General features: G+C 66.9%; 22 protein-coding genes and 1 pseudogene. 12 read left to right on the top strand and 11 right to left on the bottom strand.

The features are described 5' to 3' along the window. Window positions 1-12: 12 nt before the first annotated feature. Window positions 13-531, bottom strand: a pseudogene (locus I8920_RS16385) (MFS transporter); the annotation flags it as partial. Between the two features lie 182 nt (window positions 532-713). After that, window positions 714-1,103 (bottom strand): MerR family transcriptional regulator, encoded by a 390-nt coding sequence (locus I8920_RS16115; protein ID WP_198658848.1) that lies wholly within the window; start codon window positions 1,101-1,103, stop codon window positions 714-716. Window positions 1,104-1,158: 55 nt separating this feature from the next. Here I8920_RS16115 and I8920_RS16110 point away from each other — a divergent pair, with 55 nt between their 5' ends. The 6 genes from I8920_RS16110 (at window position 1,159) to I8920_RS16085 (ending at window position 7,884) form a co-directional block, all read left to right on the top strand. Further along, complete coding sequence (locus I8920_RS16110) at window positions 1,159-1,926, top strand: NADPH-dependent F420 reductase (protein WP_232832915.1); 768 nt, start codon at window positions 1,159-1,161, stop codon at window positions 1,924-1,926. A gap of 106 nt (window positions 1,927-2,032) precedes the next feature. After that, window positions 2,033-3,256 carry an MFS transporter gene (locus I8920_RS16105; protein ID WP_198658846.1) on the top strand — a complete coding sequence of 408 codons (1,224 nt, stop codon included), beginning with the start codon at window positions 2,033-2,035 and terminating at the stop codon, window positions 3,254-3,256. 4 nt (window positions 3,257-3,260) lie between these two features. Continuing rightward, the gene (locus I8920_RS16100; RefSeq protein ID WP_198658845.1) at window positions 3,261-4,637 is read left to right on the top strand and encodes an NtaA/DmoA family FMN-dependent monooxygenase; all 1,377 of its coding nucleotides are present in this window, start codon (window positions 3,261-3,263) and stop codon (window positions 4,635-4,637) included. Window positions 4,638-4,640: 3 nt separating this feature from the next. Continuing rightward, window positions 4,641-5,564: an NmrA family NAD(P)-binding protein gene (locus I8920_RS16095; protein ID WP_198658844.1), complete on the top strand. Its 924-nt coding sequence runs from the start codon at window positions 4,641-4,643 to the stop codon at window positions 5,562-5,564. A gap of 50 nt (window positions 5,565-5,614) precedes the next feature. Then, window positions 5,615-6,601 (top strand): quinone oxidoreductase family protein, encoded by a 987-nt coding sequence (locus I8920_RS16090; protein ID WP_198658843.1) that lies wholly within the window; start codon window positions 5,615-5,617, stop codon window positions 6,599-6,601. Window positions 6,602-6,828: 227 nt separating this feature from the next. After that, a complete protein-coding gene (locus I8920_RS16085) occupies window positions 6,829-7,884 on the top strand; it encodes an alkene reductase (RefSeq protein ID WP_232832914.1) in 1,056 nt (351 codons plus the stop codon). A 16-nt stretch (window positions 7,885-7,900) separates the two neighbouring features. On the opposite strand, the gene I8920_RS16080 is transcribed toward I8920_RS16085, so the two are convergent. The 5 genes from I8920_RS16080 to I8920_RS16060 form a co-directional block, all read right to left on the bottom strand. Next, window positions 7,901-8,185 (bottom strand): acyl-CoA-like ligand-binding transcription factor, encoded by a 285-nt coding sequence (locus I8920_RS16080; protein WP_198658842.1) that lies wholly within the window; start codon window positions 8,183-8,185, stop codon window positions 7,901-7,903. A 4-nt stretch (window positions 8,186-8,189) separates the two neighbouring features. Continuing rightward, a complete protein-coding gene (locus I8920_RS16075; protein ID WP_198658841.1) occupies window positions 8,190-9,137 on the bottom strand; it encodes an AraC family transcriptional regulator in 948 nt (315 codons plus the stop codon). A gap of 265 nt (window positions 9,138-9,402) precedes the next feature. After that, on the bottom strand, window positions 9,403-9,615 hold the full coding sequence (locus tag I8920_RS16070) for a hypothetical protein (RefSeq protein ID WP_198658840.1): 213 nt from the start codon (window positions 9,613-9,615) through the stop codon (window positions 9,403-9,405). 254 nt (window positions 9,616-9,869) lie between these two features. After that, a complete protein-coding gene (locus I8920_RS16065; RefSeq protein ID WP_198658839.1) occupies window positions 9,870-10,202 on the bottom strand; it encodes a hypothetical protein in 333 nt (110 codons plus the stop codon). A 271-nt stretch (window positions 10,203-10,473) separates the two neighbouring features. After that, window positions 10,474-10,782, bottom strand: a complete 309-nt coding sequence (locus I8920_RS16060) for a hypothetical protein (RefSeq protein ID WP_198658838.1) — start codon at window positions 10,780-10,782, stop codon at window positions 10,474-10,476. 148 nt (window positions 10,783-10,930) lie between these two features. On the opposite strand from I8920_RS16060, the gene I8920_RS16055 reads away from it, so the two are divergent. After that, window positions 10,931-11,455, top strand: a complete 525-nt coding sequence (locus I8920_RS16055; protein ID WP_198658837.1) for a MarR family winged helix-turn-helix transcriptional regulator — start codon at window positions 10,931-10,933, stop codon at window positions 11,453-11,455. Between the two features lie 639 nt (window positions 11,456-12,094). Next, window positions 12,095-12,283, top strand: coding sequence for a hypothetical protein (locus tag I8920_RS16050; protein WP_198658836.1), 189 nt, complete (start codon window positions 12,095-12,097; stop codon window positions 12,281-12,283). A 58-nt stretch (window positions 12,284-12,341) separates the two neighbouring features. On the opposite strand, the gene I8920_RS16045 is transcribed toward I8920_RS16050, so the two are convergent. Then, window positions 12,342-12,497 carry a hypothetical protein gene (locus I8920_RS16045; RefSeq protein ID WP_198658835.1) on the bottom strand — a complete coding sequence of 52 codons (156 nt, stop codon included), beginning with the start codon at window positions 12,495-12,497 and terminating at the stop codon, window positions 12,342-12,344. A gap of 612 nt (window positions 12,498-13,109) precedes the next feature. On the opposite strand from I8920_RS16045, the gene I8920_RS16040 reads away from it, so the two are divergent. From I8920_RS16040 to I8920_RS16030, 3 genes are read left to right on the top strand one after another with little or no spacing between them, the layout of a single operon-like run. Beyond that, window positions 13,110-13,820 carry a GAF and ANTAR domain-containing protein gene (locus tag I8920_RS16040; protein ID WP_198658834.1) on the top strand — a complete coding sequence of 237 codons (711 nt, stop codon included), beginning with the start codon at window positions 13,110-13,112 and terminating at the stop codon, window positions 13,818-13,820. A gap of 14 nt (window positions 13,821-13,834) precedes the next feature. After that, on the top strand, window positions 13,835-14,605 hold the full coding sequence (locus I8920_RS16035; RefSeq protein ID WP_198658833.1) for a GAF and ANTAR domain-containing protein: 771 nt from the start codon (window positions 13,835-13,837) through the stop codon (window positions 14,603-14,605). A gap of 41 nt (window positions 14,606-14,646) precedes the next feature. Continuing rightward, entirely contained in the window at window positions 14,647-15,579 is a 933-nt protein-coding gene (locus I8920_RS16030; RefSeq protein ID WP_198658832.1) for an AraC family transcriptional regulator, read from the top strand. A 92-nt stretch (window positions 15,580-15,671) separates the two neighbouring features. On the opposite strand, the gene I8920_RS16025 is transcribed toward I8920_RS16030, so the two are convergent. Both I8920_RS16025 and I8920_RS16020 read right to left on the bottom strand, forming a co-directional pair. Beyond that, window positions 15,672-16,841 (bottom strand): MFS transporter, encoded by a 1,170-nt coding sequence (locus tag I8920_RS16025; protein WP_198658831.1) that lies wholly within the window; start codon window positions 16,839-16,841, stop codon window positions 15,672-15,674. A gap of 239 nt (window positions 16,842-17,080) precedes the next feature. Further along, the gene (locus I8920_RS16020; protein ID WP_232832913.1) at window positions 17,081-17,704 is read right to left on the bottom strand and encodes a recombinase family protein; all 624 of its coding nucleotides are present in this window, start codon (window positions 17,702-17,704) and stop codon (window positions 17,081-17,083) included. Window positions 17,705-17,902: 198 nt separating this feature from the next. Between I8920_RS16020 and I8920_RS16015 the strand changes: the two genes are divergently transcribed. Further along, window positions 17,903-19,795, top strand: a complete 1,893-nt coding sequence (locus I8920_RS16015) for a DUF4365 domain-containing protein (RefSeq protein ID WP_198658829.1) — start codon at window positions 17,903-17,905, stop codon at window positions 19,793-19,795. Window positions 19,796-19,944: 149 nt separating this feature from the next. Here the strand turns inward: I8920_RS16015 and I8920_RS16010 are convergent, their stop codons facing one another. Then, window positions 19,945-20,289: a histone-like nucleoid-structuring protein Lsr2 gene (locus tag I8920_RS16010; protein WP_198658887.1), complete on the bottom strand. Its 345-nt coding sequence runs from the start codon at window positions 20,287-20,289 to the stop codon at window positions 19,945-19,947. Between the last annotated feature and the right edge of the window lie 29 nt (window positions 20,290-20,318).

Genomic DNA, 20,318 nt, shown 5'->3' with positions numbered 1-20,318 from the left:
CGCCGGACCGACGGCGGGCGCGACGGCGGTCACGGCGGTGACCAGGGCCATCATCTGCCCGCGGCGGGAGGGTGCGACGAGTCCGATCGACGTCGTCATCAGCAGCGGGACCAAGACGGCCGTGCCCACGGCCTGGACGATGCGGCCGGTGAGCAGGAGTTCGAAGCCGGGTGCGATGGCGGCGATCGCGGTGCCGAGGGTGAACATGCCCACGCTGGCGATGAAGATCGTCCGGAGCGGGAATCGCGCCATGACGTACCCGGTGGTCGGGATGATGACCGCGAGGGTGAGGGCGTAGCCCGTCGTGAGCCACTGCCCGGTCGTCGCGGTGATGTCGAGGTCGTCCATCACCTGTGGGAGCGCGACTCCCATGACCATCTCGGACAGGAACGCCACGAACGCCGAGAACACCAGAACCGAGATCGTCAGGACTTCGCCGGGCGAGAGCCGCTTGCCTTCTGCGGGGATCCCTGCGTCGGGCACGACCTCGATGGAGTCGGTGTCGGGGGTGAAATGGACGTCAGTGGTCATGGCTAGTGGCTCCGAGAGGCTCATGCGGATGAACAGCTCCGGCAGCGTCCTGCGCGGATCACCAGAGCGGAGCACTGCGCCATCGAAGGGCTCTCACCACAGTCTCAACGTTCTCACTAGTGAGAAGGTCAAGCCTAGTGCTGAATCAGGGCATCGCCCCCCACTTCACAGACGCGAGAGCTTCAGCTCGCCAGGCTGGTCGGCGACCCGAGGCCGGCGACCTCGAGGGCCCCTAGATAGCTCGTGAGGGCGTCACGATTCTGAGCGAGGAAGTCGATCTTTTCGGTCATCCGGTCGCGCTCGATCTCGAGCAGCTCGTAGAGGGCAGGGTCTGCGTTCTGGACGACGATCGTCTGCGGCTGGCCGAGGCACGGGAGGATGCCCGTCACGATTCGTGTGGGAATACCAGCGTCGATCAGGCCCTTGATCTTCCCGACGCGGTCGATGAGGTAGTCGTCGTACTCCCGGTAGCCGTTGTCGAGCCGCCGCGGGGTGATCAGGCCCTGCTCCTCGTAGTAGCGGAGCATCCGGGACGGAACGCCGGTCCTCTTGGACAGTTCACCGATGCGCATCTGTTCTCTCCACGGGCTTGACCTTCACACTAATGGCAAGGTTGATCATAGTGAGATGCCTGTCGAAAATGTAGAGCGCCTGACCATCGGGATCATCGGTGCGGGTTCCATCGGCTCCACCCTCGCCCGCCGCCTCGCCCGTCACGGGCACGACGTGTCCATCGCGAACTCGCGCGGCCCCGAGACGATCGACGAGGCTGCGCTCCGCACCGGCGCCCGCGCCGTGTCCGCGGCTGAGGTCGCGCAAGGCGTCGACGTCCTGATCGTCTCTGTGCCGATGAACCGCAACGCCGACATCGCCGAGCACGTCCGGTCCGCCCCCGAGGGTGCGGTCGTCATCGACACGTCGAACTACTACCCGATGCGTGACGGCTCGGTCCGCGACTTCGAGGAGGGCGTGCCCGAGAGCGTGTGGCTGTCGGAGCTGTTCGGGCGTCCCGTCGCGAAGGCTTGGAACGCCATCACGTCGCAGTCGTTCGACGCGAAGGCCACCGAGCCCGGCGACCCCGCCCGGGTCGCCATTCCCGTGGCCGCCGACCGCGACGCGGACCGTGCCGTGGCCATGCGGCTCGTCGAGCAGACCGGGTTCGACGCCGTCGACGCGGGCGTCCTCGCCGAGTCATGGCGTCAGCAGCCAGGGTCGCCCGTCTACTGCACCGACCGCACGGCAGCGGAGATGCCGGACTGGCTGGCGGCTGCCGAGAAGGAGCGCGTGCCGAAGCGTCGTGACCTCGCGATGGAGGTCATCGGTGACTACGTCCGGGCGGGCGGCAGCGTGACCGGGCCGTTCCTCGTGGCGGTCAACCGCGCCTCCTACAGCTGACCCACCGCACCGAAGCCACTCCCGACACCCCAGCCCGGCAGAGCACCACAGCTCCGCCGATCACCACAGCTCGACCGAGCAGCACAACACCCAGGACGGAACACGCGTGACCAGCCCAGACCTCCCCGTCGCGACCAACACCTCGCGCCGCGACACGACGGCCGGCGGCACGTCGCCGCAGAAGAAGCACTCCTGGGCAGGGGTCGTCTCGCTGAGCGTCGGCATCTTCGCCCTCGTCACGGCGGAGTTCCTCCCCGCGAGTTTGCTGTCGCGGATCGCTAGCGACCTCGGCGTCACCGAGGGCGTCGCCGGCCAGTCCGTCAGCGTCACGGCGATCATCGCTGCAATCGCTGGGCTGACCATCCCGGTGGTGCTCGGCCGGGTCGACCGCCGCCACCTGATGATCGCGCTCTCGGTCGTGGCCGTCCTGTCGAACGTGCTCGTCGCGCTGGCACCGAGCTACCCGGTGCTGCTCGTGGCCCGTGTGCTGCTCGGCCTTACGATCGGTGGATTCTGGTCGCTCGCGATCTCCATGACCGCCCGGCTCGTCCCCGCCTCGAAGCTCGGACTAGGGCTGACCATCGTCAACGTCGGCGTGTCGCTCGCCACCGTCGCAGCGGTCCCCGCGGGGACACTGCTCGGCGAGCTCTGGGGCTGGCGCGCCGTGTTCTACCTCGCCGCCGGGGTCGGGATCATCGCGGCCGTCCTGCAGGTCGTCGCCCTGCCCTCGATGCGCAGCACCGCCTCCGCCGGGTTCCGCCCCCTGTTCCAGACGCTGCGATCCCGCCTCATCCTGCTGTGCCTTGCCGCGATGGCGCTCATGGGAGCCGGCCACTTCGCCGGCTTCACCTACATCAGGCCCGCCGCGACCGAGATCGGGGGCCTGGCCCCCGCGCAGCTCGCCCTGCTCCTCCTCGCCTACGGGGTCGGGATCGTCGGGGGCAACCTGGTCGCCGGCCCGCTGGCTGACCGGTCACTCCGGCTCGCCGCCTTCGTGTTCCCCCTGGTGCTTGGCCTCGCCATGATCGCCTTCGCAACCCTCGACGCCGGCGCCGTGCTCCTCTTCGTCGCCGCCGTCCTCTGGGGAGCCGGGTTCGGCGCCCTGCCCACCGTCATCTCCACCTGGCTCGCCCGAGCCGAGCCTGACCGACTCGAAAGCGTCGGCGGACTCCAGACCGCTGTCTTCCAGGTCGCGATCGCCCTCGGCGCGTTCATCGGCGGATTCCTCGTCGACGGCGCCGGCGTCCAGACGGCCCTCGTCGTCGGCGGCGCCTCGGCACTGGCCGGAGCCGTCCTCATCGTCCTCGTCAAGCCACGACCGTTGGCCTGAGCCGATGACCGACGAACGAACACGCACCGACACAGGCGCGACGACACCGCATACGATCCTGGCGCTGGGCCTGACCGACGGGTACGGCAACCTCCACGGTGCCTGGCGTGCAGCGAACGTCGACCCCGGGAACTACGCCGACATCGACGCCAGCATCCGCTACGCCCAGGCAGCGGAACGCGGCCTGTTCACGTTCCTGTTCACCCCGGACTTCCCCGCCGTCCGCGGCGACCTCGAACAGTCAACGGTCAGCAACGTCCTCGACCCGATCGTGTCGCTGACAGCGATCGCCCGTGGCACCGAACGGATCGGGTTCGTCGCGACGGGGTCGACGACGTTCCAGGAGCCGTTCAACCTGGCCCGGCAGTTCAAAGCGCTCGACGTGATCAGCCACGGTCGTGCCGGCTGGAACGCCGTGACGACCAGTGACGCGGGCGTCGCGGCGAATTACGGTCGCCCGGTCAGCGAGCGTGCGGAGCGCTATGCGCGGGCGCATGAGGCGATCCAGATCACTCAGGCGCTCTGGGGCAGCTGGGAGGCGGACGCCTGGGTCAAGGACCAGCCAGGGAACCGCTTCATCGACTCGTCGAAGCTGCAGCCGATCAACCTGCAGGGTGAGTACGTCGCCTCACGTGGGCCGCTGGCCATCCCGCCGTCCGAGCAGGGTCAGCCCGTCGTGTTCACCTCCGGCGGCCCCAGCCCACACCTGCTGTCGGTCGCCGGCCGGTACGCCAGCGGGTTCATCGCCGAGGTCTGGACCATCGAGGAAGCCCGCGCCCAGCGGGAGCTCGTCCGGAACGCCGCCCGCGAGGCTGGACGGGACCCCGACGAGATCAAGTACTTCGCCGGGCTCATGACCACCGTCGCCCCCACGGTCCGCGCAGGCCTCGACCGTCGCATCGCCCTCGCCGGCGAGGTCATCGAGGCGCGGCTGCCGCACCTCGGCGCCATGATCGGACTCGACCTGCATCCCGACCGCATCGACGAACCGCTGTCGGAGAGCGAGCTCGCTGCCGCCCGGCCGTCCCCGGCCGATCCGCGCTCCGGGATCGCCCTCGACGTCGCCCGCCAGGGCTGGTCACCCCGGGACGTCCTGGCACACGGGGTCATCGACTTCCACCCCACCGTCGTCGGCCCGGGGCGCCTGCACGCCGACCACATCCAGGAGTGGGTGGAGGCCGGTGCGGTCGACGGCTTCTGGGTCTCGCCCGACGTCTACGAAGACGGCGTCGACGCCTTCGTCGACGAGGTCGTTCCCCTCTTGCAGGACCGCGGCCTGTACCCGAACGCCTACCCGGGCGCCACGCTGCGGGAGAACCTCGGCGTCCCCGCCCAGTACGGCCTCGACCCCCGAACTCACACGACCCACCAGAAGGACTGACCCATGGAAAACACCACCGCGACGCCCGCGAAGCCCGTCGTGCTCGTCATCGGCACCACCGGCACGGTCGGGCAGTACATGCTCGCCGACTTCGACCGGGAGCCCGGTGACGTCCAGGTGCGTTGGGCTGCCCGGCGTCCCGAACAGGTGGAGGAGCTGCGCACCGCCGGACGCGACGCGGTGCGCCTCGACCTCGATGACCCGAGCACCTTCGCTCACGCCCTGCACGGCGTGGACCGCGTCTTCCTCCTCACCGGCTACACCGTCGCCATGCTCACCCAGAGCAAGACCCTCGTCGACGCCGCCGTCAAGGCAGGCGTCAGCCACATCGTGCACCAGGGGATCTTCGCCAACTGGGACACCACCGACCCGCACTTCGTCTGGCACCAGATGATCGAGAAGTACATCGAGGCCAGCGGCCTCGCCTGGACGCACGTGCACCCCAACGTCTTCATGGACGGCTTCGCGTCGATGATCGCCGCCGGCGACGGCACCTTCTCGATCTACTGGGGTGACCGTCGCGTCGGCTGGATCGCCGCGAAGGACATCGCCGCCGTCACTGCCACCGTCCTGCGACAGGGACCTGCCCGGCACGCCGGCAAGGACTACTGGCTCTCCACCGAGGTCGCCACCGGCCCCGAGGCCGCAGCGATCTTCTCCGACGCCGTCGGTCGGGAGATCCGCTGCGACGTGCGGACACCGGACGAGTTCAAGGCCTCCCTCGAGAGCCGCACCCCGCCGATCGAGTCCTGGTACGCCGAGGGCGGCGTGGAGTTCACCCGGCAGGTGCTTGACGGACGGATGGGCTACATCGGCACGGTCCGCGACGACGTCGAGTTCATCACTGGCCGCCCCTCGACAAGCCTGCGCGAGTGGGCGCTCGAGAACCGGGACGCGATCCTCGCCGACGCACCTGCAGGCGACTGACCGGGCGTCGCCCGAACGACGAACGACCCTCGCCCAGAAGGAGAAGTCAGATGAGATCGTGGCGCGCTGCCGCTTTTGGCATCCCCAGTGACGTCCTGGGGCTGCTGGATACCGACGTGCCGGTTCCCGGTCCTGGTGAGGCGCTCCTCCGAGTCCTGGCTGCGAACATCGGTCTCCCCGACCGCATGATGCTCGAGGGTCGCTACTTCATGGTGCCCGAGCCTCCAGTGACTCCCGGACAAGAAGTGGTCGGCATCGTCGAGGTCGCCGGGGAGGGCTACCCCTATCCGGTGGGCGCCCGCGTCATCGGGATCACGAACTTCGCCACAGGATCGGGCGGTCTCGCCGAATACTGCCTGTCCCCAGCTCCAGGAGCCGTCTTCGCCCCTGAGGGCATGGGCGACGTGGAGGCCGCCGCGTTCCTCGGTACCTTCCACGTCGCGCACGTGGGACTCGTCGACCGCGCACGTGCGGCGGCGGGGGAGACGGTGCTGGTGCTGGGCGGATCCGGCGGCACCGGGTCGACGGCGATCCAGCTCGCCAAGGCCCTGGGGCTGCGCGTGATCGCGACAGTGCGCGATCCCGCCAAGACCGACTTCTGCCTCGCGCAGGGCGCGGACCACGTCATCAACACGCAGGCTGAGCCGCTCGCGAAACGGGTCCGGGCGCTCACGGGCGGCAAGGGTGCCGACATCGCCTACGACACGGTCGGCACACCGCTGAGGCAGCAGGCGCTCGAGTCCATCGCCACCGGGGGACGGTTCGTGCTGGTCGGCTTCGCCGGCGGGACGTCCTTCTCACCCATCGACCCGTTGGAGCTCCTCGGGCGTGGGATATCGGTCTCTGGTGCTTCGCACATAGGACGGACCGTGGCGGAGCGCGACGCTGCCATCGCGACATTGGGCATGCTCTCTGATCAGGGGCGCATCCACATGCCCATCGACCAGGTCGTCGACTTCGCCGACGTCCCCGGTGCCCTGGATCGTCTCGGCGGATCCGTGTCGGGGAAGCTCATCGCCCACATCGCGGACGCGTGAGCGCGCAGCAGGACCAGTGACTGTCGGCGAGTCGGCCTCCGGTCTGGAGGCTGCCGCCACCGGTCCCTTGCGTCCCGCCGGCGGACCAGCCACCGCCCGCGCCGACCCGTGACCCGCATGAAGAACGACTATCGCCGAGACACGGCGACACCCTGAAAGGAACCACCCATGCCGATCTGTTCACCCCCCTCACCGCCGGTGACCTCTCCCTCGCCAATCGCATCGTCATGGCGCCCCTGACCCGGACCCGCACCGGTGCCGACGGCGTCCCCACCGACCTCGTCGCCGAGCACTACGCCCAGCGCGCCAGCGTCGGCCTCATCATCAGCGAGGGCACCTTCCCGAGCCAGGCCGGCAAAGGCTTCGACGGTCAGCCCGGCCTCGTCACCCCCGAACAGCTCGCCGGCTGGACGAAGGTCACCGACGCCGTCCACGCGGGGGGAGGCCTCATCGTCGCCCAGGTCATGCACGCAGGACGCGCCACCCACTCACAGATCACCGGGTTCCCGGTGGAGGCGCCCAGCGCGTTGGCCATCGATGGCGAGACCCGCGCAGGCGGCACGAAGGTCGCCTACCCCGTCCCTCGTGAACTGAGCATCGATGAGCTACCCGATGTCGTCGAGGACTTCGTCCGCGGTTCACAGAACGCCGTCGACGCCGGCTTCGACGGCGTCGAGCTGCACGCCGCGAACGGCTACCTGCTGCACGAGTTCCTCGGCGCCACCTCGAACGTCCGCACCGACGCCTACGGCGGATCGCCGGAGAACCGCATCCGCTTCGTCGTCGAGGTGGCCGAGGCCGTCGTCGCCCAGATCGGAGCAGGTCGTGTCGGTATCCGCATATCGCCCGAGCGCGACATCCAGGGCCTCATCGAGGACGACCCCGCGGACGTGGAGGCGGTCTACGGCGCCCTGATGGACGCCTTGGCACCGCTCGGCCTGGCCTTCGTCAGCATCCTGCACCCCGAACCCGCCGGCACCCTGGTCCAGGGGCTCCGGTCACGCTTCGGCGGCCCCTTCCTCGTCAACACCGGGTTCGCCAAGGCGACCACCCGCGACGAGGCCGTGGCCATGATGGCGGACGACGTCGGCGACGCGGTCGTCGTGGGCCGCGCCCTCATCGCGAACCCCGACCTCGTCCGTCGCTGGCGCGAGGAGCTCGGGCAGAACGAGCTCAACTTCTCGACCCTCTACGCCGACGGAGCGACCGGATACACCGACTACCCCGCGTACGCAGAGGAAGACGGTGTGGCCGGGCAGGTCAGCTGGCCGGCATCGCGGTGAGGGGCGGCTCGTCCGCTCAGAGCTGCTGATCGCCGAGCAGCGGGGCGAACGCTGAGCACACCTGCTCGAGTCGTTCGTCGAGACGGCGCAAGAGGCCGTCGCGATCGTCACCGGTGTTCTGCCAGTGGCGCAGCGCCGCCACGAAGACGCCGTGGCACGCACCCGTGACGGCCATGGGGATCGCGTCGTCGGCGTCCGAGGCGGCAACCTTCCTCAGGTGGACGGCCAGCGCCTCCTTCCACTTCTCCCAGTGCTCGTACGCACCGGGGCTGAGGGACGGATGGGAGCGTGCAGCTCTCATCTGTTCATTGATCGCGGGCGAGCCGCCGGGTGTGTCTCGGGAGTTCACCGAACTCGTCCCGGTATGTGCCTGCGAACCGTCCGAGGTGTGCGAAGCCGGCGTTCCGTGCGATCTCGGCGATGCTTTGGTCCGATTCGGACTGCAGCTGCTCGCGGGCGAGGAGGAGGCGGATGCGTCGCAGGTATGCCAGTGGCGTGGTTCCGTGGTGGCGGTTGAACGCGGCCTGAACGCCGCGGACGCTTAGCCCGGCGGCTTCGGCGACGTCGGTGATGGTGACCTGCTCCGTCGCGTGCTCGAGCAGGAATGCCTCAGCGCGGGCGAATCGTGAATTCGCGGGGGTCTGCTGGGCAGCCTGTTCCACGGGCCAGTGTGGGATCGCGGTCAGCAGGCCGCTGGCGGCGAACCGGGTGAGTTCCTGTTCCCGCTCTACTGGCACCTCATCGGGGCCGGTGAGGACTTCGGCTGCGACGGTGCGGACCATCAACCACCAGGCCGCCAGCGTGGGGCCTTCGGGGACGTGTCGGGGGTGGAACTCCAGCGGGCCCGGCGCCCAGCCGCCGCGCTCAGCAGCGACTGCTTCCACCGTCTCGCGGTCGATGCGGATGACGTCCTTCTGGAACGCCTCGAATCGAACAGGCTGTGGCCCGTTCCGGTACAGCACCGGTCCGCCGATCGCGACAGGGTGACCATCGACGTGCCCTCGACCGGACTTCAACCACACCAGCGTCATCGCGCTACCCGGCTCGATCGTGCCGCTGACCACCCCAGTGCAGGTGGTGGACTCGAGCGACAGCAGACGGGTCCCGCGCACCCGCTCCTCGAACACGAACCCAGCGCCGTCCGGATCCACATCGACACCGTGGCTGACGTGGGTGCGAGCGATCGCGTCCGCAGCGACGGAAGGATCGGTGGTTTCGACGACCTGCCGGGTGCGACGCATCGATTCAGACACGGGTTCATCATCGGCGGCACCGGACCGGCCCGTACGTCAGTTCCGAAATCGGATAGTGCCTCAATGGTGACCCGACGCTCCGGCTCCCCGATTCGGCCGGTGTCCCTGTGCGTCCGCGCAGGCGATGCGAGGAGCGTTCAAGTGGGTGCTGGACCGTTCGGGTCGGAACGGCACCCGGATGGACCCAGCGCAGTACTCGGGTCCTGGCGGGTCGGGATCGAGACGAACCATCTCTCCCGGCTCGTTCCTGTGCTGCCGTGTGGTCTTAGTTGGCCGCGTTCGGGTCTCGGAGGAACGCCTCGTACGTCTCAGCGTCGTCCCGCTGGGCGGAGGGATCGGGGACGACGTAGAGCACGTGGGTTTCGGTGCCGACGACCTCGCGGAGCCGGGCTACTGCCTCGGTAGCGGTGCTGGCTTCGACACCTGCAAGGGCCGGCTCACTGTCATCGTCGGGGACGTAGCCCGCGTTCCACTGCACCCGTTGATTCTCCAGGCCCGGCCGCCGGGCAGCAATTCGAGCAGGTTCGGACGCACGACGGCGCAGCAGCCGAGACGGTGCGGAGGCAATCGCGCTCCGGCCCGAGCGCTAGGGCGACTCTCCAGGGCCGGAGCGTCGACGCTCACTGCGAGCCTTGGTCACGACCAATCGGGTGACTCGCTCATGCGAACGTACGGATCCGGTTTGGGGACAAACTCAGCTTCGGTCGGTTGCAGGGGCTCGAGGTCGGCCGGCTACTGCGAGGGGTCCGGGACACTGACGTTGCGGTCTTCGTGGACGGGCCGTGCTGGCCCGGCAGCGAGAGCGAGGTCCTGGAGATGCTGCCGGAACTCTTCGTGGTCATCGTCGAGCTCTAGCTCATCTTCCGGCGCGGGGCTGATGGTGATCTGACTCGCGGGCCCGATCAGGAGCGTTTCCGTGGCGCGTTGGCCGTCCTCGTCGAAGGTGGGGACATTGATGGTGTCGGTCCTGCCGTTCGACCCCAGGACCGCGGCGTATTCGATCACCGCATCCGCGACCCCGTCGGCGACCATCGTCGCTTGCCCGTTGTAGTGGATGAACTTCATTCGACCACTCAACGGCGAACCCGATGAAGGCTCGGTCAGGTGGTGGAGATCTGGAGCGCATCGATGATGTCGCTCCGGGGTTCCGGGGGCGGTGCAGGGGCCGGTCGCGTCGCTATCGCGCGGGTCCGGATCTCCCTGGTTACAGATAGGTGTGGGCCGTTCCGGATGGAATCGGAACGGCCCACTGTCCGAGTCACCACTTCGGGGTTGACGAGCAGCAGCTCGTCGGTGATTCGCCCGTTCAGGGATGGGCGGTCATCACGCTCGGGGGTTAGTTCGAGCGTCCGTTGACGTCGCGGTGGTCGTCGTCGTTCCAGTCGGGCTTGCGCACGCCGGCCTTGGCGATGCCGCGGCTGACGATGTAGGCAGCCGTCACGATCGCGACGTACAGCCACGCGTGGTCTGCACCGAAGCGCTGTCCGTCGTCGCCGTCATCGGTCACTGCCGCCGCGACGAGGATCGCGATCGACACGACCAGCCAGACGTAGAACTCGGTGGTCTTGAGCGCGGACTTGGTCTCGTTCCAGGTGGCACGGACGACTGAGTCGCGTCGTGCGGGGCTTCCTGCCGTGTTCGACATGGTGACTCCTTCTGATCTCCGCCACCGAAGATCGGTGACGCCATGACCAGCACACTTGTCTCACTCAGCTGATTACTCACTCAGTTTGGGTTCCCAGGTGAACCGGGGAGCATGGTGCGAAGCAACGAGCATCGGGAGGTGATGAACGATGGGTACCGACAGTCACACTCAGAGCGCGTCCAATCTGTTCTCCTCTCAGCCGCGCAGCGCTGAGGGTGCTGCCGCCATCGCGAGCCTGCAAGCGCTCAGCGATAGCGTCCACGACGCGGACGAGCAAGCGCTCCGAGCGCTCCGGATACTGCCCATCGATGCACTCGCCCTGCGCCACCTCGTCCTCGCGTATCGTGACGGCCGCACGGTCAACCCCACGGAGCTCGCGCGGGCGTTGCGGATCTCCACTGCTGGGATCACGAAGCTCATCGACCGGCTCGTGCGAGACGGGCGCGCGGAACGGCAGCCGAACCCGAAGGACCGCCGCGGCATCATCATCACCGCCACCGACAGCGCCGAACAGGATCTCGCACGCGCTTACGGACACCTCCACACCCCGCTGATCGCGACCATCGACGCCCTCAGCGACGAAGAAGCGTCCACCGTCCGACGCTTCGCGTCCCGCCTCGCCGAAGCCATCCGTCAAGACATCCAGGCGCCGGGCGTTGTCTCCGCTACCTGACGGAAACCACCCGCATATCTTCAGACCGCGTTCACGCCATCCGGTCAGCACGGCACCGGTGAAGCGGTAGCCGATCGGCTATCGGGGCATTCTGGCAGGGGTTGAGCACCGACGTGCGGTGAGCGTTCTCCGGTCAAACATGCGGTAGTCGTCAACGAGCGGTGGATTGCGTGGCCGCATGAAGAACCTGGTTTAGGCAACCAGCGCGTGATGACCGCTGACGTGACGCCGACGCGGTCCTCGCGTACTCCGTCGCACTCGCGCAGAACAGCACCACTGACGTCGTCGACGTGCCGCCGTTCGATGCGAACGGGATCGCGACCAGCAGGGTGCTCGTGCTCGGACCCGCGATCGCGGTGATGACCGACCTGCCCCTGGCGACGAGCTCGAACCCGATCACAGCTGACCGTGACCTCATCATTCCAGCAGTGACCGGACGCTCGCGGGTGTTTCCGACCAGCTAGTGCCCTGCAAGGGTGCCGCACCTGCCGAGCGTTCCTGCCGTCGTCCTCATGAGTAGAACCGTGGTGATCACGCGGCCAGGCGTCTGACGGTACCGTGCTGAGACTGGTTGCAGGCAGTGGGTTCAGAGCAGCTGTTCGCACGTCCACCCAAGGCATCGGCGAACGGGGGAGCAGCATGGACGCGGACCGGCAGCGCCTCATCGCGCTTGCGGAACGAGCACTCGCCGCCGAGCAGGATGTGATCCCCGACAGCGTCGTCTACGAGTGGGGCGACTACTACGGCGGCTGGCAGCAGCCCCTTATCGTGCACTACGCCGTCACCACTCCCGCCGGCCCAGAGCACCGACATCAGCACCTGATCTAACGCCCGGCTGTCCCTCGTGTGACCCGCGTCGGCGGGATCAGTCTGAACGTCGGCGCTGCTAGCGGCGTACGCGCTCCGGGGCGTCGTCGCGGAAGAAGTCGCTGCCGTTGTCGGAGAAGCTGACCTGGCCCTCGCGGCGCCACTGCTTCCGCGCGCGCTTGAAGGTGGTGATGCGTGCCGCTTCGACGTTGTCGTCGCTGGTGTAGGTGCTCATGGCTGATCTCCCTGTAACTGCACGTGGTTCCCATACCCCCTGTTCGAGGGTAGCGATACGGCCCGTGCTTGGTTGCAGTCACCTCGACACAAAATGTCCGGTTTCGGAAGTTGAACCAGCACATTGTGAATAGGGGCGGGTTGCCCGCAACATCAGATGGTGACCCAAGCGATGCGCTGCACCAAATGGGTGATCCAGAGCACTGGTCCCTCAGTAGCTGCAGATGCGATCACGCACCCATGTGACGCACGGCGTCGACGTGGATCCGGCTGGTGCGGTGTTCTGGTTCGAGGAGCGAGTGCGTAGCCCACGGTTGTTGTCGCTGGAACTGCACGAGCACGATGAATTCTGATCGTCATCGGAGTACGGAAAGAAACAGTTCCGGCGACCAAGGTCTGGGGCAGCTTGCCGGAACGGTACGGGTGCTTCGGAGCCGTGGCAACCTCGTGCATAGATCCGTCAATCACCTGCGGTTCTTGTCCTTTTGAAGGAGTACCGTGCAAAGTTAGTTGCTTGCCCGGACCTCTGCACTGCGCTCTGAGCAGAGAGGCATGCCCATTACGAATCATCCAATCGCCGAACCGGCGGACACCATCAAGCCGGGCCCGGCCGATGAACGATGACGAGGCCTTCATCACCGCAATCGCCGCGCTGCACGGCGCCAGCGAAACGGACGACGTGTGCGCGCCGTTCCTGACGGTCCTGCCCGTCACCGGTGTGGGGATCACCACGCTCGGCGATCCGTTCGGGTCGGAGATCGTCTCTGCCAGCGATCCGAGCGCTGAACGCTTCGAGGAACTCCAGATCGATCTGGGCGAGGGACCCTCTTGGGAGGCCATGCGGACCGGCCGGCCGGTTCTCGTACCCGACGTGCAGACGACAACATCGGAGGTGTGGCCGGTTGCCTCGATGGCGATGCGCGAAGCCGACCTTGCGGCGGTGTTCGCGTTCCCGATGCGGATCGGCGCACTTCCCGTCGGGTCGGTTGACCTCTACGGCCAGCACGCCGGCGCGCTCCCAGGACACCTCGTGCAGGACGCGGCCGCGCTGACGGACGCCATCACCCGCCAGGTGCTGCGACGAGCGCTGACCCGCGCCGACGCCGACGCTGAGGAGGAGCATCACGACGTCAACGTGCACTCCCGCCGCGAGGTCTACCAAGCGTCGGGCGTCCTCGCCGCGCAGATCGGGGTCGGCGCCGACGACGCGCTGCTGCTGCTGCGGGCATACGCCTTCGCTGACGGCCTGAGCGTGCGCGCTCTGGCGAACGAGGTCCTCGCCCGCACGGTGGACTTCACCGACCGCAACGACTCTGCCCGCTAGGGAAGGAAGCAGCCATGGCACGAACCAGAGAACAGCAACTCGTCGAGGCGTTCGTCACGCTGACCGACACGCTCGTCGTCGACTACGACCTCATCGATCTTCTGCAGTCCTTGGTCGACAACGCGACCGAGCTGTTCGACGCGTCCGCGGCAGGGATCCTGCTCGCCAACCAGGGGCAGGAGCTCGAGGTCATTGCCTCCACGAGCGAACGCAGCAGCTTCATTGGTCTGCTGCAACTCGAGACCGGCGAGGGGCCCTGCGTGGAAGCGTTCACGACGGGCCAGACGGTGTCCGTCGAGAGCCCCGCAGAGATGCGGCAGCGGTGGCCACGCTTCGCGGATGCGTCCGAGCAGCAGGGCTACGCCTCCGTGCACTCCGTCCCGCTGCGCCTACGCGAGACCACCATCGGCTCCATGAACCTGTTCCGCGAAACCGGCGGGGCATTGAACGCTGAGGATGCCGTCGCCGTGCGGGCGCTGACCGATGTCGCGACGATCAGCATTCTGCAGCACCGCACCGTCGAGCACGCTGACCTCGTGCAGACGCAGTTGCAGCATGCGCTCGAGAGCCGCATTGCCATTGAACAGGCCAAGGGGTTCTTGTCCCACACGCACCAGGTCGACATGGACACCGCGTTCAAGATCCTCCGCTCCTACGCACGCTCCCACCAGATACGCATCGCCGATGTTGCCCGCGACGTCGTCAACCACGTCATCGCCATCCCCGCCGACGCCGTGCACGCTTCCGGCCCACCAGAGGAAACCGGCGATCGGTCGCACCGATGAGCCGAGGACCGGATCTGCAATCCCGAGCTGTGCGGTTCTCGATGTCCGGCCACGGCGCGGACGCCGCGGCCAGGGCCGTCGATCGTCTCTACGCCGGTCAGGGTGTGTACTGCCGCCCGGTGACCGAGAGCGTCTGGTTCAAGTTCGTCGGTATCGGCGACGCTCAACTCAGCATGCGTCGCCTCCAACTCGACGGATACCTCCGGGGCAACATCGCCACCGACCAGGCAACCGTCGTCCAGTGGCTTTCCCGAGGCCGAGGACGGACCAGCCTCGGCGCTGCCGAGACGCCGATGGAACTCGGATCAGCACCGACGGTGCTCCCGATCGGCCGCCGGTTCCAGATCGAGTACGAGAACGTCGACCAGCGCCTCGTCCATGTGCACGAAGACCTCCTCCGCGACATCGGTGCCGAGCAGCAAACGGGCGACATGTCCCTGGCCGCTCACGTGAACGTCCCGGCGGACACGGCCGGCACCATCCGGTGGCGTGCCAGCGTCACCAGGGCAGTCGCTGCGTTCCGAGCGGACGGACCGGCGTCACCGTCGTGGCAGGAGGCCAAGCGGGACGTCGCCCGCACGCTCCTCGGCCTCTACCCCCTGCCTGAAGAGCCCGACCCGGCGGGCTCAGCCGTCTACGGCGATGCTCGGTTGCAATCCGCCCTCGACTACCTCCACAACCGGGTTCCCGAGCGCGTCACCGTGGCCGACGTCGCAGCAGCCGCTGGCGTCAGCGTCCGGGGACTCCAAGAACGATTCCAACAGCACCTCCAGCGAACTCCGATGCAGTACGAACGCGAGCTCCGCCTCGACCTCGTGCACGCGCAACTCCAAGCACCCAACCCGGCGGGCGTCACGGTTGGGGATGTCGCCCATCAGTGCGGATTTGGGCACCTGGGCCGCTTCTCCGCCGCGTACACGGAACGGTTCGGCCAGTACCCGCACAAGACACTCCGCGACCACCGCCGGCAGTGAAGCAGCCCTCCCCGAACCACGTCCCAACGTTCCGCTAGGGTCGCCCATCGGGTGCTGCCTGGTTCGTCTAGGTCGGCCCGGTAGGGGATGGTTTACTGCGACTTCGTTCGCGGCTTGAAGCGAGGAACGGCAAGCGCCGCCGCGACTGCGACTCCTATGGTCGCCACGACCGCTGCACCGGCAACGTCGGTCGAGCTCCCGACGATGAGGCCTGCCCAACTCGTTCCGAGAGCAGCGCCACCGACAGCAGCCACGACGATCAGGCCGTACGCGCTGGCGATCATCCGCTGTGGTACGACGTCGTCGAGCGCTGCGGATAGGAGGATCGTCACCGGGCTCGACAGTGCCCCGGCGACGAACACCAAGACAGCGACAAGAGCGAGCTGGTCAGTAACGAGCGCCAACGCCGCGTACCCGATCGCGGTCAACGCCACAGCAGTGATGAGTTGCGCCCGCCGACTGCCCAGCACGGGTCGCGCGCCGAAGACAAGTGCACCAACTGCTTCTCCAAGCGCCAGGGCCGCCAACACCGGTCCCGCCAATCCTTGCCTCCCGACCGCGTGTGCGACCGCCGGCACGATCACGGTCAGCGATCCCGTCGCCATGCTCACCAGCCCGCCGATCGCGAGGATCCGGCCGAAAGCCGCTACCCCGGCCGGCGGAAGTGAGGAACGGGATCGGGAGCGGGGCAAGGGCCCGGTCCTGTCCGTCGAGAACGCCAGCAGAAATCCCGCGGCCGCGATCACCGCCGCGACGATCACGAAGCTCAGACATCGAGTCGCCGACGTTGCGAGGAGGCCAGCCGCCACTGGCCCGAGCGCGAGTCCTGCCTGGAACGCGACCGAGAGTAGCGCGTAGGCACCGGAGCGTTCCTCGGGCCCCGAGAACGAGCGCGGGATCGATGCTCGAAGCGCTGCAGCCAGAGCCGGAAACGACACCCCGGCTCCAGCAAGGAGGACCGGCTGCGCCACCGACCCCGGCGCCGCTGCGACCACGAGCATGAGGACGCAGCTAACACCCGCGCTGGTGCCCACGACCCAACGCGCAGGAATCCGAGCCATCAACGCCCCCTGGATCGGGACGCCCACCGCATTCGCCAGACCGAAAACGCCCGCGGCAAAGGCCCCGGCAACCAGGGACTCGCCGGAGGACAGGACCAGCGACAGGGGGATCATCCCGAGTGCGACGGCCGAGAGGGCGACCGATCCGACGCCGGCCGCGAAGGGACGGTCAGCCAGGAGACGCCGATAGACAACAGCCATGTGAGCTCCACAAACGGAGCCCACCCACCCGGGAGACACACTCCCCATGCGCCGACGGAAGCGCCGGCTGCGCCGATCGTACGCATACGAAGCCGGTCGTGTCGACGTCCCGATAGCCGGTGGTGCACCGCTACACGACAGTTGTCGCCTTCGACGGCCTCCGTTGCCTACTTCCGCCTGACCGGGGGTATTGCCGTATGCCTGTCCCGCAAAAATGCCCGGTGAAGGGGCGCCAAACGCTACACAGCGGCGACGTCGCTGGCAGCCCCATCTGTGGTGGCGGGGGAGAGGGGTGTCGCGAGCATCCGGTAGAGGGTGGTGCGGTCGATGCCGAGCCCGCGGGCGACGGTGGTCTTGGGGACGCCGGTGCTGATGAGTCGGCGTGCTTCGGCGATCTGGTCGTCGGTAAGCTTCCGCGACCGGCCCTTGTACTTACCGGCGGCTTTGGCGATGCGGATGCCCTCACGTTGACGTTCGCGGATGAGGGTGCGTTCGAATTCGGCGAAGGCGCCGAGGAGGTTGAGCATGAGCCGGCCGATGGCGTCGTCGGTGTCGCGGCTGTAGGTCTGCTGTTCCTTCACGAACTCGACCGAGGCGCCCTTGGCGGTGATCTCGTCGACGATGTCGCGCAGGTCGCCGAGGGAGCGGGCGAGCCGGTCCATTGATGCGACGCGGACGGTGTCGCCGTCGCGCACGTAGCCGATGCAGTCGAGCAGCGCAGTTCGATCGGTGCGGGAGCCGCCGGAGATCTTCTCCTCGAACACGCGGTCGACGTCGCCGATGGCCTCGAGCTGGCGGTCGAGGTTCTGATCGATCGAGCTGACCCGAACGTAGGCGACGGTCTGCGTCTTTTGTTGCACCACCCCTAGACCCTCGCACACTCCTGTAGCAAAAGATCGAAACGGCACCCTAGAACTACGCCGATCGACGACCCAAGTCAGTGTGGTGCTGGGGTATACCCAAAAACCACACAAATCGCAGGCGTCCGCGCGCGAGCTGAGCTAGTGTCAGAGTCCGCGGCCTTGTCTGCCGATATGACCAGTTGAACGACCGGGAGAGCCATGGCCGATACGCCGAAGCGGCCGCGTACCCACGCGTTGGAGACGAAGTCCAAACGCCTTTTTGATTCCATTCTTCCAGACGAATGGATTGTCACTGAACCGGGTGACGATTATGGAGTTGACCGTCTCGTGGAGATATTCAAAGACGGCACGACGACTGGATTGCAGTTCAACGTTCAATTGAAGGCTACCGACACCGACGGGGCGGCAAGAACGCGTTGGTCGATCAAGCGGGCAACATTGAACTACTGGGAGACGCTTGCTACGCCAACACTGATTGTTATTGCCCACGCCCCGACTGAGACACTGCGTTATCAATGGTCGCATCTTGCTCCCCAGGATGCAAAAAACACAAAGTCCCTTTCCGTCGCCGTAGAGCGCTTGCTCGACGATTCGGTCGCCGTCGAGCTCTCCGATGAAGTGAGGGCTTTCTATTTAGCCAGGGAGTTATGGCGCCACCTCCCGATTCCGATTGTTTTGGACGGCACCGTTCTAAACGGGCAAGACGCGCGTCCGATAAAGCGAGAAATTCGCCGATTCGTGCAAAAAATCCCATCACTGGCAGTGGTTACTGACAGTGGTGAGCAGATTCCAAGGGCGACGGTGGTGTTCCGCGACGAGAGAGTCGATGTCGGAATCAGCGGGACTTTCCCCCGTCCGCTCAGTTGGAGCGTTATCGACGTAGAGATGGACCGTTGCAATCTAGCCGCCGACATCCTTGCAGCAGTTGGAGTGGGGGCCGGTATCCTTGGGGCTGCGAACCTGGCCGCAGCACTGCTGAAGATTGCAGCACCTCTTTCGGGCATGTTGGCCGAAACGGCGGCGCTTCCCGATGTCGTTCGACTGCTTGCACAGTCCGGTGACGCCGAGTCTATTTTGGCCTTGATCCGCCGCACCGCATGTGTCGAGAATCACCCAAGTGGCTACAATGTCCTCATTGCCGTGATGCTCGCTCTTCAAAGTGACGAACACGAAGAGATCCGCGCCTCCGTCGGGTGGTCCCTCCGCGATGCCGCGAGAGCCTGGACGCAGCCCGCACGGTCGCTTTACAACGCGGCAGGCCTGCTGGCGCCGGTCGACCCTAGCGAGGCCATCAAGTTGTACGAAGCGGCCGCCTCTGCAGATGAAGCGTATCTAGGGCGCGGCTACTGGTGGTGGGAGAAAGGCCGGGCTCACTGGGAAGCGCACGACGTTATCAACGCGGAAGCCTGTTACCGCAAGGCGCTCTCGCTTGGTGAAGGGCGGGCGGTGGGGCCCCTGTCCGACGTGCTTTTGCGGACCGGGCGGTTTGAGGAAGCCATGAAATGTATCAGTTCCGGTGATATCTGGACCGAGCCAGGTCATGCGCAATGGCGTCTTACCGTCTTGACGCTCGAATACCTCGTGGACGGGCTTGGCATTGCCGACCAGGATCCCAGTACGTGGTCTCCCGTTGGCTTCGTGCCCGTACCTGGTAGCGACCTCCACGAGCGTGCGCGGGCTTTCCTCCAGGACAATGCTATCGATGGGTGGGCGCACGCTGCGATTGCGACAAGTGGTCCTGGTGACCTCAGAACCTCCGCGTCGATCGCTGCGGCTATCTGCTTACCCAGCAACCCATCGTTCTGGTTGCGCGTTGTTGAGGATGCAATGACCGACAAATCACTGACGAGCGAGGAGCGGGCGGGTATCGCCCAGGATGCGCTGCACTGCGCGTGGGTCTATCACGGCGATGAGTTCAAAGAAGCTCTGGAAGATGACCCGCTGGTACCTGAGCAGCTGAAAGGGTCGTTACTGAGCGCTTTTGATGCGACTCGGCCCGGTGAGCCCGCTCCGGAAATTAGGATTTGGGACGATGACACCGGGCAGCAGCTGTTTGGAGCGCGGGCGTTCCCTGGTGGATCTAAAGCATGAAGGCCCTAGTAGCGTGAGCCGCCGTCGTCCGCGGCGTGTAGTGCCCGTGGGGGCGGTTCGATGACATAAGCGTGCCGTATCGGCGGCAACGAGAACAGCCGGCCACCTCGAGGGATGGCCGGCTGTTCTGTGTGGGGGGAGTGGCGTCGTCAGTGTGCGGCGTCGTAGGCGTCACGGACGGCCTGGCTGATGCGGCCGCGGGAGGAGACCTCGTGGCCGTTCGCGTTTGCCCACTCGCGGATCTTCGAGAGCTCTTCGGAGTTGCCGCGCTTCGGGCTGCTGCCGGCACCGGCGCGTCCGGGGCGCCCGCTGACCTTGCGGGCGGCGGCGACGTAGTCGGAAAACGCTTCGCGGAGCGCGTCAGCGTTGTCGTCGGTGAGGTCGATTTCGTAGTGGGCGCCGTCAAAGCCGAACGTGACGGTGCGGCCCTTGCCGTCTTCAATGGTGTCGCCGGTGAGGTCGTCGACGAGGTGCGTGGTGACTTTCTGCGCCATGGTGGAGGTCGCCTTTCGCTCGGGGAACA

Source organism: Curtobacterium sp. YC1, from assembly GCF_016267665.1.
GTDB lineage: Bacteria > Actinomycetota > Actinomycetes > Actinomycetales > Microbacteriaceae > Curtobacterium.
The sequence above is the reverse complement of the archived record's forward strand: the minus strand, read 5'-3'. Positions and strand labels throughout refer to the sequence as shown.